Annotated in this window: 12 protein-coding genes; 4 read left to right on the top strand and 8 right to left on the bottom strand. The window is 67.8% G+C overall.

Annotated features, from left to right (window positions below; genetic code table 11):
- Positions 1-23 precede the first annotated feature (23 nt).
- The 6 genes from ACKI2N_RS33235 to ACKI2N_RS33210 all read right to left on the bottom strand — a co-directional run bounded on the left by ACKI2N_RS33235 (position 24) and on the right by ACKI2N_RS33210 (position 5,798).
- Positions 24-1,010, bottom strand: a complete 987-nt coding sequence (locus tag ACKI2N_RS33235) for an acetamidase/formamidase family protein (protein ID WP_420997294.1) — start codon at positions 1,008-1,010, stop codon at positions 24-26.
- A 13-nt stretch (positions 1,011-1,023) separates the two neighbouring features.
- A complete protein-coding gene (locus ACKI2N_RS33230; protein WP_420997295.1) occupies positions 1,024-1,731 on the bottom strand; it encodes an ABC transporter ATP-binding protein in 708 nt (235 codons plus the stop codon).
- The gene (locus ACKI2N_RS33225) at positions 1,728-2,438 is read right to left on the bottom strand and encodes an ABC transporter ATP-binding protein (RefSeq protein WP_420997297.1); all 711 of its coding nucleotides are present in this window, start codon (positions 2,436-2,438) and stop codon (positions 1,728-1,730) included. Before ACKI2N_RS33225 ends, ACKI2N_RS33230 begins: the two co-directional genes overlap by 4 nt.
- Positions 2,435-3,562 carry an ABC transporter permease subunit gene (locus ACKI2N_RS33220; protein WP_420997327.1) on the bottom strand — a complete coding sequence of 376 codons (1,128 nt, stop codon included), beginning with the start codon at positions 3,560-3,562 and terminating at the stop codon, positions 2,435-2,437. The genes ACKI2N_RS33225 and ACKI2N_RS33220 overlap by 4 nt, the downstream gene beginning before the upstream one ends.
- A gap of 18 nt (positions 3,563-3,580) precedes the next feature.
- On the bottom strand, positions 3,581-4,450 hold the full coding sequence (locus tag ACKI2N_RS33215) for an ABC transporter permease subunit (RefSeq protein WP_420997298.1): 870 nt from the start codon (positions 4,448-4,450) through the stop codon (positions 3,581-3,583).
- 94 nt (positions 4,451-4,544) lie between these two features.
- Complete coding sequence (locus tag ACKI2N_RS33210; RefSeq protein ID WP_420997299.1) at positions 4,545-5,798, bottom strand: urea ABC transporter substrate-binding protein; 1,254 nt, start codon at positions 5,796-5,798, stop codon at positions 4,545-4,547.
- A 400-nt stretch (positions 5,799-6,198) separates the two neighbouring features.
- On the opposite strand from ACKI2N_RS33210, the gene ACKI2N_RS33205 reads away from it, so the two are divergent.
- Complete coding sequence (locus ACKI2N_RS33205; protein ID WP_420997300.1) at positions 6,199-6,744, top strand: redoxin domain-containing protein; 546 nt, start codon at positions 6,199-6,201, stop codon at positions 6,742-6,744.
- Positions 6,745-6,920: 176 nt separating this feature from the next.
- A complete protein-coding gene (locus ACKI2N_RS33200; protein ID WP_420997328.1) occupies positions 6,921-7,973 on the top strand; it encodes an alpha/beta fold hydrolase in 1,053 nt (350 codons plus the stop codon).
- A 19-nt stretch (positions 7,974-7,992) separates the two neighbouring features.
- Here the strand turns inward: ACKI2N_RS33200 and ACKI2N_RS33195 are convergent, their stop codons facing one another.
- On the bottom strand, positions 7,993-9,312 hold the full coding sequence (locus ACKI2N_RS33195; protein WP_420997301.1) for a sensor histidine kinase: 1,320 nt from the start codon (positions 9,310-9,312) through the stop codon (positions 7,993-7,995).
- Complete coding sequence (locus ACKI2N_RS33190; RefSeq protein WP_420997302.1) at positions 9,309-10,052, bottom strand: response regulator; 744 nt, start codon at positions 10,050-10,052, stop codon at positions 9,309-9,311. Before ACKI2N_RS33190 ends, ACKI2N_RS33195 begins: the two co-directional genes overlap by 4 nt.
- 283 nt (positions 10,053-10,335) lie before the next feature.
- Between ACKI2N_RS33190 and ACKI2N_RS33185 the strand changes: the two genes are divergently transcribed.
- Entirely contained in the window at positions 10,336-12,120 is a 1,785-nt protein-coding gene (locus tag ACKI2N_RS33185; RefSeq protein WP_420997330.1) for a cytochrome c biogenesis protein DipZ, read from the top strand.
- Positions 12,121-12,174: 54 nt separating this feature from the next.
- Positions 12,175-12,810, top strand: coding sequence for a maleylacetoacetate isomerase (gene maiA, locus ACKI2N_RS33180; RefSeq protein ID WP_420997303.1), 636 nt, complete (start codon positions 12,175-12,177; stop codon positions 12,808-12,810).
- The last annotated feature ends 417 nt before the right edge of the window (positions 12,811-13,227 follow it).

The following is a 13,227-nucleotide window of genomic DNA, read 5'->3' as shown; positions in this document are numbered from 1 at the left end:
GGAGGTGCCCGCCCGCGGCATGCCTACTTCAGGTAATGCTTGGCGATCATCGCGCCGACGGTGTACTTGGGGTCCACGAAATTCCCGAGCCGGACCTTGCCTACCTGGCTGAGCATCATATAAGCATCCCATTTGTCGAAGCCGAACTCCGCCGCCATCCACAGCACCAGTTCGCGGTACGCGATGCGGGTGGCGTCCTCCAGCGGCCGCGCGCTGCCGATGGTCATCAGCGCATCGCGGTTTTCCAGCCGCGGCCAGGCGATCTGCCAGTGCTTGATGAGGTCGACGCGCACGGTCGTCGTGCTCGCGTATTCGACCGCCGTGCCGCACACCTCGCCGTCGCCCTGGCAGGCATGCGCGTCGCCGATGAAGAGCCGGCCGCCCGGCGAGCGCACCGGAAGATAGGTGATGCTGCCCGGCCCCATGTCGGGCACGTCCATGTTGCCGCCGTGCGAATCGGGCGTGAGCGAGTTGATCGAGTCGATCTCCGGCGACAGGCTCAGCGTGCCGATATGCGGGCGGTACGGCAGCGTGTGCCGCCGGCTCCAGTAGACGTTGTCCTCGTCGATCCTGATCTTGCGCACGATCTCTGGCAGCGGCTCGTTGAGCAGCGCCGTGCAGTCCGTGCCCGTGAGCCCGCCGAAACTGGGAATCATGCAGCAGAAGCCGTGCGGGTCGTCCCCGCGCGGCACCATCTTCTCGATGTGCACTGCGACGACATCGCCTTTCTCGGCACCCTTGATCATGATCGGGCCATTCTGCGGGTTCAGGTACGGCACGGTCAGCAGCTCGGAAGGCTTGTCCGCCTCCGACGTGATCTTGCCCTCGAATGCATCCCGGGTCTCCACCACCACGCGGTCTCCCGGCTTGACGTGCAATACCGGCAGCGAGTAAGGCCCGATGGTGTAATGATAGGTCTTCTGCAACGCCTCCGTGAGGTGATGCACGACCGGCTCGCGGTCGGCGCCCACGCCGCGCCGCATCATGATCGAATCGTTGAGCCATTCCATGTTCCCGTCTCCGTCAGAGCGCCAGATGCTGGCGAATCAGTGCTTCGTCCGCGAGTTGCCCGCGGGTCAATGTGTCGACGATGCGCCCCTTGTCCATCACGCAGCAGCGCGTCGCCATGCTTTCCACCATGCCCATGTCCTGCTCGACGAGCAGCACGCCCACGCCGGTCTCCCGCGCGATCTTCAGCAGCGTTTCGCCGATCAGGCCGACGATGGACGGCTGGATGCCTTCGGAGGGCTCGTCGAGCAGCAGGATCTTCGGCGCGCCGATCAGCGCCCGCGCGATCGCCAGTTGCTGCTGCTCGCCGCCGCTCATGGTGCCAGCCTTGTGCTGCAGCTTCGCCTTCAGCACGGGGAAGTAGCCGGTCACCTTGTCGCGCATTGCCGCGGCGCGGCCGCGGTTGGCCTGCGCCCCGGCCTGGAGGTTTTCCGCCACCGTCAGCGCGCCGAATATCTCGCGCCCCTGCGGCACGTAGCCGATGCCCTGTCGCGCGCGCGCGTAGGGCTTGTCGTGCCCGACCTCGCGGCCATCCAGCCGGATGCTGCCCGCGGCCAGCGGCACCAGCCCGATCAGCGTGCGCAGCAGCGTGGTCTTGCCGACGCCGTTGCGCCCGATCAGGGCGAGGATCTCGCCTTCGCGTATCCGCAGCGACACGCCGTTGAGGACCCGGCCGCCGCCGTAGCCGCTCTCGGCGGCGTCGATATCCAGCAGCGCGCTCATTGCTTTCTCCCCAGGTAGATCTCGGCGACGTCGTCGCGCCCGAGGATCTCGTCGATCGGGCCGTCCGCGAACAGGCGCCCGCCATGCAGCACGCTCACGCGCGAGGCGATCTGCCTGACGAACGTCATGTCGTGCTCGACGACCATGATGGTCAGCCCCGCCTCCCGCAGCCGGATGATCAGCTCGCCGGTGGCATGAGTCTCCTCCACCGACATGCCTGCCACCGGCTCGTCCAGGAACAGCAGCTTCGGGCCGAGCGAGACCGCCATCGCGATCTCCAGCCATTGCTTCTTCCCGTGCGAGAGGTTGCACGCGGGCACCGCTTCCTCCTGCTCCAGCGTGAACCGCCGCAGCAGGTCTGCCAGGCTGTGCGGGCGGCTGTCCTTTGCCAGGTGCAGGCCAAGCTGCAGATGCTGGCGCACCGTGAGTTCCGGGAACACGCCCGGGATCTGGAACTTGATGCTCATGCCCATGCGGATGCGTTCGTGGGGCAGCACGCGGCTCAGGTCGCGCCCGAGAAAATGCACGCTGCCCCCTGACGGCAAGTACTCGCCGGTGATGAGCTTGAAGAAGGTGCTCTTGCCGGCCCCGTTGGGGCCGATGACGCAGCGGATCTCGCCGGCGTCGATCTGGAAGTCGATGCCGTCGATCACGTGGGCGCCGCCGAAGCGCTTGGCCAGCGCGCGGGTCTCGAGTAGCCTGGTCACGATTTTGCTCCCGTCGTATTGGCTGCCGCCGTCCTGTTTCCCGCCGTCTTGTTTCCATCGCCGGCTTCGAACGCCGTGCGCGGTCCGTGCGGCGGCGCCGGCTGCCGGCGCGGCGCGAGCCGTTGCAGGCCGCCCAGCACGCACGGCAGCAGTCCCTGCGGCGCGAGCAGCACCACGAACAGCAGGATGGCGCCGAGGATGATGAGCGCGTACTGGCTGCCGTAGACCGCCAGGAACTGGGAGAGCCAGACCAGCAGCGCGGTGCCCAGGATGACGCCGCCGATGCTCTTGCGGCCCGAGGTCGCCACCCAGATCACCGGCAGCGCGGCCGAGGTGAGGCCCATGCTCGAAGGCGTGATATAGGAGCCCCAGATCGCATACAGCACGCCGGACAGGCCCCCCAGCGCGCAGCCGAACACGAAGATCGCGAGCTGGTGCCGGCGGATGTCGATGCCGAGCATTTCGGCGCGCTGCGGATTCTCGCGGATGGCGGCCAGCGCCAGGCCGAAGGTGCCGTCGAGCAGCCGGCGGGTGGCCCACCAGACCAGCGCGAGCAACGCCAGCACCAGGTAATAGAAGCTGGCGTTTTCGAGCGGCAGCGCGCCGCCCGGCCACGGTATGGTGAGCTGCGGCAGCCCCACCATGCCGTTGTAGCCGTTCAGCCGCGCCGCGCCGATGGCCCACCGCGGGCCGGCGGTCTGCGCCATGAAGGTCTCGAGCACCAGCGTGAGCGACAGCGTCACGATGCCGATGAACACCCCTTTGATGCGGCCGTAGAAGATCATGTAGCCGATCAGCGCGGCCACCGCGATGCTGACCAGCAGCCCCGCCAGCAGGCTGCCCCACGAGGTGATCCAGCTCTCGCCGAAATTGAGCGCGACGACGCCGTACGTGTAGCCGGACAGCCCGAAGAAGGCGGTCTGGCCGAACGAGAGGATGCCGCCGTGGCCCCACATCGCCGCCAGGCCGACCGCGCAGAAGGTCCACAGCAGGCAATAGGCCAGGTTGCCGCTGGTGTTGCCGTCCACGAGCAGCGGCAGGCCGGACGCGATCAGCCACGGCAGCAGCCGGAGGGCGCGGGAGGCCGAGGCGGCGCCCGGCGCCCGCGGGGAAACGGAGTGCAGTTGTTTCACGGCGGGCTCCTAGCGCGAGCGGACAAGCAGGCTGCCCAGCCCCTGCGGCATCAGGCGAATCACGACGATGACCGTCACCAGCAGGCCGATCTGGCCGAACAGCTGGCCATACGAGGCGGCGAGCCCGGTCTGGATGATGGCGAGGATCCCGGCGGCGGGCGTGGTGCCGGCAATCACGTTGGCGCCGCCGACCACCACCGAGACGAACGCCTGCACGATGAAATTACTGCCCATGGTCGGCACCAGCGTCATGGTCGGCGCGTACAGCGCGCCGGTGAGGCCGGCAAGGCCGGCGCCCAGCGCGAAGGTCAGCGTGTAGAGCCGGTCCGTGCGCAGGCCCAGGCATTGCGCCATCCTGGCGTTCTGGATCGTGGCCCGCGCGCACACGCCGTAGTTGGTCTTGAAGAACAGCCAGTACAGCGCCAGCAGGATGCCGAGCGCGATGGCCGGCAGCACCGCGCGGTAAGTCGAGAACGAATACTCGCCCAGCGAGAACGAGCCGAACGGCGTGCCGATGCCTTCCAGCGACGGGCCGGCGGCCAGCAGCATGGTCTGCTGGACGATGAGGCTGATGGCCCAGGTGGCCACCACCGAATCGAACAGCCGGTCGTACAGGTGGCGGATGACGAGGCGCTCGACGGCGACCCCGGCCAGGGCCGCCGCGAGCGCGCCGAGCAGCATGGCCAGCGGCAGCGGCATGCCGTGCCTGGCCGTGGCGATGGTCACGTACGCGCCGCACATGATGAACTCGCCGTGCGCGAGGTTGATGACGCCCATCATCCCGAAGATCACCGCGAGGCCGAGCGCGGCGAGCACGAGATAGGCGAAGTTGTCGCCGAACTGGTAGATCAGCGAATAGAGCAACGATAGCGAAGTCACGGGTGTCTCCCCTGGATTGCCCGCCCGGCCGCCCGCGTGGAGCGGGGCGCCGGGGCAGCATCGATAAGCCATGAAACGTGCGGCGTGGCGGCGCTCACGGCGTCTTCGGCAGGTCGGTCGGCGTGTACTGGCGGCGGTCGGGCCGGGCCGGCAGGTCGCAGCCGGCCTTGCCGAGCCAGTACGGCTGCACGTCGCTCCAGACCTTGGGGATTTCCACCGAGTGATCGCCCTTCACGTGGACCAGGTAGATGGTGTGGCTCAGGTGGTGGCTCTTCGGGTCCACGCAGACCTTGCCCGAGGCGCCGTCGGTGCAGATGCCACCGCCTTCGAGCGCCTTGCGCACGGCTTCCTGGCTGGTGGACTTCGCTTTCTCGACGGCGGCCTTGTAGAGGTAGATGGCGTCGTAGGCGTTGGCCGCTTCCTGGTTGATGTAGGGCTCGCCGGGGAATTTCGCGCGGAAGCGCTTCTTGAAATCGTTGCTCGCCGGCGAATCGACCTCCTCCACGTAGTTCGCCGTGACGTACATGTCCTTCAGCGCGGGCGGCTTGAAGCGCTTGTGCTCGTAGGCCTGGCCCACGTTGACGGAACTGGCCATCGGCAGGTTCAGGCGGGTGGCGGCCTGCTGCTCGTAGTAGGACACCTGGTTGGCGCCGACCAGCAGCGTCACCACGAAGTCCGGCCTGGCTTTCTGGATGTTCTGGATGGTCTGGCCGAACTGCGAGACGCTGAGCGGGATGAATTCCTCGCCGACCATCGTGCCGCCGTTTTCCTTGACGATATTGCGCACCCATTCGGCCGAGATCTGGCCGAAGTTGTAGTCGGCTGCGATCGTGTACACCTTCTTGCCGAACTTCTGCATCATCCACGGCAGCAGCGTGGAGAACTGCTGCTCGGGGACCGCGCCGGTGACGAAGGTGTCGGAGTCGCAGACGCCGCCTTCGTACTGGTTGTTGTACCAGTAGAGCTGGTGGGCGCGGTCCATGATCGGGCGGATGGCTTCGCGCGACGCGCTGGAGAACGCGCCGAAAATGGCATCGGCCTTGTCGGTCTGGATCAGCCGGCGCGCCAGTTCCTGGAACTTGGTGTTGTCGGACTGGGTGTCGTAGGCGATCAGCCTGACCGGCCGGCCCAGGATGCCGCCCTTCGCGTTGATTTCGTCGACGGCCAGTTGCGTGGCGTGGATCTTGGGGATCGTGGCGAGCGCGAAATTCCCCGATGCGTCCTCGAGCAAGCCGATCTTGACGGGGTCCGCCGCCATGGCGGCGAGCGAGGTACAGGCAGATCCCAGGCAGATGGCGTGACGCAGCCGGCATGACCAGCGTGACCAGCGTGACGTATCGGGCGACATGGATTTTCTCCGGGGGAAGAACGCAAAGTGGAAAGACAATAAAAAAGCCCCCGACGAACCAGAGGTTCATCGGGGGCTTCTGCGCCGGGTCCCTGCGCGGACGTCGTTGTCGGCTGATCAGGGAAGTGGCTTGATGCTAGAGCACGAAAATCGCAATGTCAACGCGGAGTTTTGCTGCGGCGCAAAGCGCCCGCGCGCCGGCGATGCTCCGGCATGTGCGGTCCCGCGAGCATGACGCGCACCGGCCCTCGGCGCGCGAAGCCTTGTATCGCCCTGTATCCGGACCGCCGCCAGACATGAAACCTTGCATCCGGGGCCACTCGCCGAAACAGGCCCGATACGCGCGCGCGGTGAAATGCGTCTACCCGATCAACGCTCATGCCACCCTGGAGCCTCCATCATGCGTTATGCCATCCGCGCCGGTCTCACCGCCATCGCCCTTCTCGGCGCCATCACCCTGTTCGCGGCCACGGGCATCGGCACGCCGCCTCCCACGCCCGGCGGCAACGGCAAGGCGCCGGAATTCGTCGGCATCGGGCGCTGGCTGAATTCGGAGCCGCTGGCCATGTCGTCGCTGCGCGGCAAGGTCGTGCTGGTCGACTTCTGGACCTATGGCTGCATCAACTGCGTGCGCACGCTGCCGCACGTGACGCAGTGGTACGACAAATACCGCGACCAGGGACTGGTGGTGGTGGGCGTGCACACGCCCGAGTTCGCCGCCGAGAAATCGACCGCCAACGTGCAGGCCGCGATCAAGCGCTTCGGCATCCGGTACCCGGTGGCGCAGGACAACGCCTATGCCACCTGGGGCGCATACGGGAACCAGTATTGGCCCGCGCTGTATCTGGTCGACGCCGACGGCAGGATCGTCTACCAGCACTTCGGCGAAGGGCGCTACGCGGAAACGGAAGCCACCATCCAGCGCCTGCTGGCGCAGCGCAAATAACGCCGCTTTGTAGCGCCATGTATCCGCCGGCGGCGATGCTACACACGCATGCAAAGCACGGGCGGCGGCGATACACGCGCGATACACGCGGTCCCTATGCTGGAAGCAATCGCAAACCAATCAGCAATCGCAAACCAATCGCAAACCGCCAGTCGCAATCCACCTGGAGAGAGATGATGTCCGATGAAATCAATCCGTTGCGCCGCCGCCTCCTCGGCACGGCGGCCCTGACCCTCGCCGCCGCCCCGTTCGGCGCGATCCGTGCCGCGCAAGCGCAAGCGGCCAGCGCAGCGCCTGTCACCCTGCCGGCGATCCGGCCGGGCACCCATACCGCGTTCGGCCAGTTGCGGCAGGTCGACGCGGGCGAGCTGAACATCGGCTACGCGGAAGCCGGGCCGGCCAGCGGGCCCGTGGTGATCCTGCTGCACGGCTGGCCCTATGACATCCACAGCTTCGTCGATGTCGCTCCCGTGCTGGCGGCCGCGGGCTACCGGGTGCTCGTCCCGCACCTGCGCGGCCACGGCACCACGCGCTTCCTTTCCGCAAAGACGTTCCGCAACGCCCAGCAGGCGGTGGTCGCGCTCGACATCATCGCCCTGATGGACGCGCTCAAGATCCAGTCCGCCATCCTTGCCGGCTATGACTGGGGCGCCCGCACGGCCAACATCATCGCGGCGCTGTGGCCCGAGCGCTGCAAGGCGATGGTCTCGGTCAACGGATACCTGATCAACAACCTCGAGCGCAACAAGCTGCCGTTGCCGCCCAAGGCGGAATGGGGCTGGTGGTACCAGTTCTACTTCGCCACCGAACGCGGCCGGGCCGGCTACGAGGCGAACCGCAAGGCGTTCGCGAACCTCGTCTGGAAGGTCAACTCGCCGCAGTGGCACTTCGACGATGCCACCTTCGACCGCGCCGCGGCGTCTTTCGACAACCCGGACTACATCAGCATCGTGATCCACAATTACCGCTGGCGGCTCAGCCTGGCGGCGGGCGATCCGCAATACGACGCGCTGGAACAGCGGCTGGCCGCCGGCCCCGTCATCGCCGTGCCGACGATCACCCTGGACGGCGATTCCGACGGCGTCGCGCCGGCCACCGACGGCACCGCCTACGCCAGCAAGTTCTCGGGCAAGCGCACGCACCGGATCGTCAAGGGCGTGGGCCACAACCTGCCGCAGGAAGCACCGCGGGAATTCGCGCAGGCGGTGGTCGACGTCGACAAATACTGAACCGGCCGCGCGTGGCGGATCAGCGGATGGTGACCTCCGCGCACAGCCCGCCGCCATCGCGGTTGCGCAGCTGGAGCGAGCCGCCGATGGCCAGCGCAAGCTGCTGCGCGATGGCCAGGCCCAGCCCGGTGCCGCCGGTTTCGCGGCTGCGGGACTGCTCGAGCCGGAAGAACGGCTGCATGACCGCTTCGAGCTGGTCCTCGGGAATGCCCTGGCCACGATCCAGTACCTTGATGACGACCGCGCCGCCGGCCTCCTTCTGCACCGACAGCTCCGCGGCGCCGCCGAACTTCAGCGCGTTGTCGATCAGGTTGGTCAGGATGCGGCGCAGCGCGTGCGGGCGCGTGACGATGGCGCCGTCGATCTTGTCGACCAGGGTCACGGTCTTGCCGGTGTCCTGGTAGTCGTAGGCGAGGCTCTCGACGAAGGAGCCGATGTCGATGCGGGAGGATTTCTCGGCGTCGCCGTGCGCGCTGCGCGCATAGGCCAGCCCCTCCTGCACCAGGCGCTGGATCTCGGCCAGGTCCTGCACCAGCTTGTCCTTCTCGGGGGAGTCCTCCGCCATCTCGGCGCGCAGCTTCATGCGCGTGATCGGCGTCTGTAGATCGTGCGAGATCGCGGCCAGGATCTGCACCCGCTCCTCCACGTAATGCGCGATGCGCTCGCGCATGGCATTGAACGCCACCGCGGCGTGGGCTACTTCGGTGGGCCCTGCCTCGCTCAGGCGCGGCGCCTTCTTGTTCGGGTCCAGCGCGTCGGCGGCGTTGGCCAGGTCGGCGAGCGGGCGGATGGCCAGCCTGACCGCGAACCAGCAGCACAGCAGCAGCAACAGCAACTGGATCACCAGCACATAAGGCAGCCACTGCGCCAGCGGCATCGGCGCGGGGTGCACGTCGATGGTCAGCGGGCTGCCGTCGCTCAGGGTCAGGTGGGCCTGCAGGCGCTTGCCGTCGCCCGGTATGGACTCGATCCTGATCGGGTAGCGCTGGCCGGCGGCTTCCTGTATGCGCGCGGCGATGTCCGCGCCCCTGGCGCTGAGGTCGGGCACGCCCGGCAGGCCCGGGCCCAGCACGAAGCGATACGTGCCGCGGTCGAGCCGCGGCACCCACTGCGCGCGCTCGCCGGCGGGAAGGCGGTCGAGGATGGCGATGGAAGTCGCGACGTCGCTCTCGAGCGTGCCCAGCATCACTGCCCTGGCGGTGGCATAGCGCTCGGCAAAGAGCACGCCGAAGGCGAGGCCGTACGCGATGGTCAGGCCGGCGAGCAGGATCAGGAACAGCCGCGAGCCCAGCGTGCGGGGCCAGGGCAGGCGCCGGCGGGGCAGGGCGGCGGCGCTCATTGGCGCGGCTCGGTGATCTCGACCGGCATGGAGAAGACGTAGCCCTCGCTGCGCACGGTCTTGATATAGGCGGGCTCGCGCGCGTCGTCGCATAGGCGCTGGCGCAGCCGGCTGACCAGCAGGTCGATGGAGCGCTCGAACAGCTCGGCCTCGCGCCCCTGCGTGAGGTTCAGCAACTGGTCGCGGTTGAGCACGCGCTGCGGATGGTCGACGAACACGCGCAGCAGGCGATACTCGGCGCCGCTGAGTGCCACCGCCGTGCCTTCCCGGTCGATCAGCTGGCGCCCCAGGGTATCGAGCTGCCACGCGCCGAAGCTCAGCAACTGGCCGGCCTCGCTTACCTGCAGGTTGGGCGGCAGCATGCGGGTGCGGCGCAGCACCGCCTTGATGCGGGCCAGCAGCTCGCGCGCGGCGAACGGCTTTGCCAGGTAGTCGTCCGCGCCCATTTCCAGGCCGACGATGCGGTCGGTCTCGTCGCTGCGCGCGGTCAGCATCAGCACCGGCGTGGCCTTGTGCTTGCCGGCGCGCAGTTCGCGGCACAGGACCAGGCCGTCGTCGCCGGGCAGCATCAGGTCCAGCACGATCAGGTCGACGGTGTTGGTCTCGAGGAACGCGCGCATATGCCGGCCGTCCGGCGCGACGGTCACGCGCAGCCCGTTCTTGGTGAGATAGGCCGAGACCAGCTCGCGGATTTCCCGGTCGTCGTCGACGATCAGGACGTGATCGATATGAGATTCCATCGTAAGCACCTTCGGCGGGTGATTGGCGGACTGCGAGGAGCGGGCGGCGCCGCCATGACACTGCAACGGCACCGCAACGGCACCGAAAATACCGCAAGGCAGCCGTGCCCGGGGAAATTCGGTTCGCCTCTTTGTATCGCAGTGTATCCGGGAGCGTGCCGCTCACACTACCTTACGCTTGCCGCCGATCCCGATACACCGCGGATATGTCGGCGGTGTCTGATGCAGGCATGGCTGATCCGCAGCCGATACCCCCAGCATTCACGTGAAAGGAGAAACCATGATCGCGCTTCTGGTCATTGCCTACCTCGGGGGTGTGCTGACGATACTCAGTCCGTGCATCCTGCCAGTCCTGCCGTTCGTCTTCGCGCGCGCGGACCAGCCGTTCGTGCGCAGCACGCTGCCGATGCTCGCCGGCATGGCGCTGACCTTCGCCGCCGTCGCCACGCTGGCGTCGGTCGGCGGCGGCTGGGCGGTCCGGGCCAACGAATATGGCCGCTATGCCGCGCTGGCCATGCTCGCCGTGTTCGGCGCGACGCTGCTCTCGCGGCGGCTGGCCGATGCCCTGGCCCGGCCGGCGGTGGCGCTGGCGGACCGGCTGCTGGCCACCGGCGCCGCGCCGCCGCGGGCGCGCACTTCCGCGGGCGCCTTGCTGCTCGGCATCGCCACGGGCCTGCTGTGGGCGCCGTGCGCGGGGCCGATCCTGGGGCTGGTGCTGACCGGGGCCGCGCTGCGCGGCGCCAATGCGCAGACCACGGTGCTGCTGGCCGCCTACGCCGGCGGTGCGGCCACGTCGCTCGCCGTGGCGCTGCGGATCGGCGGGCGCGTGTTGGCGGCCATGAAGCGCTCGCTCGGCGCCGGCGAATGGGTGCGCCGCGGACTCGGCGTGGCGGTCCTCGGCGGCGTCGCCGTCATCGGGCTGGGCGCGGACACCGGCCTGCTGGCCCGGCTGTCGGGCGCCGGCACGGCGGTGATCGAGCAGACACTTGTCGACGCCGCCCGCGCGGCGGCCCTGCCCGGGCCGGCCGCCGCTGCCACTGCCGGGACCGGAGGCAGGATGGTCCGGACCGCCGCCGGCGCGCGTGAGACAGTGCGCAGCGGGCTGCCCGACGAGGGGGCCTTCCCGCCGCTGGCCGGCGCGGCCGCGTGGCTGAACTCGCCCGCGCTGACGCCGGAGCAGTTGCGCGGCAAGGTCGTGCTGGTCGATTTCTGGACCTATTCCTGCATCAACTGCATCCGCACCGTGCCCTACCTCAAGGCGTGGGCGGAAAAGTACAGGGACCAGGGCCTGGTGGTGGTCGGCGTGCACACGCCGGAGTTCGCCTTCGAGCGCAAGCCGGAGAACATCCGCAAGGCGATCGGCGACCTCGGCATCCGCTATCCCGTCGCGGTGGACAGCGACTTCAGGATCTGGCGCGCCTTCCACAACAACTACTGGCCGGCCCTCTACTTCGTCGACGCCGCGGGACAGGTCCGGCACCATCAGTTCGGCGAGGGCGACTATGAAAAATCGGAGCAGGTGATCCAGTCGCTGCTGGCCGAAGCACGCGGCCAGCGCATCGCGGCGGGCATGGTGACGCTCAACGCCAGCGGGGCGCAAGCGGCGCCCGACCTCGCCAACATCCGTTCCGCCGAAACCTATATCGGCTACCGGCAGGCCTCCGGCTTCGCCTCGGCGGAAGCGGTGAAGCCCGACGTGGCGCGCGACTATACCGTGGCCGCGCCGCGCCTGAACCGCTGGGGCCTGGCCGGCAACTGGACGATCGGCGCCGAACAGGCAACGCTGAACCGCGGCAACGGCGGCATCACCTACCGGTTCCACGCGCGCGACCTTCACCTCGTGCTGGGCCCCGCGGCCGACGGCACGCCGGTACGGTTCCAGGTAAAGGTGGACGGCAAGGCGCCGGCCGGGAACCACGGCGCCGACACCGACGCGGCCGGCTACGGCACCGTGGGCGAGACCCGCCTCTATCAACTGGTACGCCAGTCCGGCGAGGTCGCGGAGCGCACCTTCGAAATCCGCTTTCTCGATCCCGGCGTCCAGGCCTACGTGTTCACCTTCGGGTGACCCGCCGCCGCCTCGCCCCCGCCCTTCACGCACCCGCCAGCAAGGAGACCGGCCATGAAACTCTATGCCAACGAAATCTCGTCAGCCACGTCCCGCGTGCGCATCGCGCTAGCCCTGAAGGGTCTGCCGGTGCAGACGCACGCCGTCACCATCCTCGGCGACGACGCGCAGAACCGGCAGGCCGACTACCTCCGCGTCAATCCGCAAGGACTGGTGCCCGCGCTGCTGACCGACAACGGCGTGCTGATCACCCAATCGCTGGCCATCGTCGAATATCTGGACGATCGCTTTCCCGAACCCCCACTGTTGCCCGCGGACCCCGAGGACCGCGCCTTCTCGCGGTCGGTCGCGCTGGCCATCGCGTCCGAGATCCACGCGCTGCTTCCGCCGCGCGTGGCAGCGTATCTGCGGACCGTTCCGGGCATGGATGCCGACGGCGTCGCGAACTGGAATCGTCATTGGCTCACAGAGGGCCTGACCGCGATCGAAACGCTGATCGCGGGGCGGCGGACCGGCCAGTACGTGGCCGGCGACGCGCCGTCGGTCGCGGATATTTTTCTCTTTCCGCAAGCGGTCGGGGCGCAGCGTGCGGGTCTGGAGCTGGGGCGGTGGCCGCATATCGCGGAGATCGTTGATGCGCTTGGCGCGCTGCCTGCTTTTTATGCTAATTTGCAGGTGCCTCGGAGATAGGGTATTTTATTATTTTTGTGGTTATGAGAGTGTGTTTTGATTTTGTGGGCCTAGCGGCTTGAGCTTGGTAGCCCATTCGCACACATGTAAGTGTCACTTTTCTTTTCTCGAAAAGAAAAGTAACCAAAAGAAAGCGATTCTTGCAGAAGGCTGGGCGCTCAGACTTTAAATCCGATGGTGGTTTCGTGGTGGGCGCGGTGGCTTCGATAAGACTGCTGGCGCTACCGGTGCTAGCCACGGTACTATATCGAATGGTGTCCGATTCGTGGTGGCGCTGCATGATGGCAAAGGCCCAGGTGGTTCAGGCTGCTGCCGCGACCGGGGCGGATGCTACGTCATAGGACTGGCACTGGTTTCGTGGTGGGCACGGTGGCCCCAGTTTGAACGTAGCCCATATGCTCGCGCCCCGGTCCACCA

The organism is Cupriavidus sp. 30B13 (assembly GCF_049059565.2).
Lineage (GTDB): Bacteria > Pseudomonadota > Gammaproteobacteria > Burkholderiales > Burkholderiaceae > Cupriavidus.
Note: the sequence above shows the minus strand (reverse complement) of the source record. Positions and strands in the feature narration are given on the sequence as shown.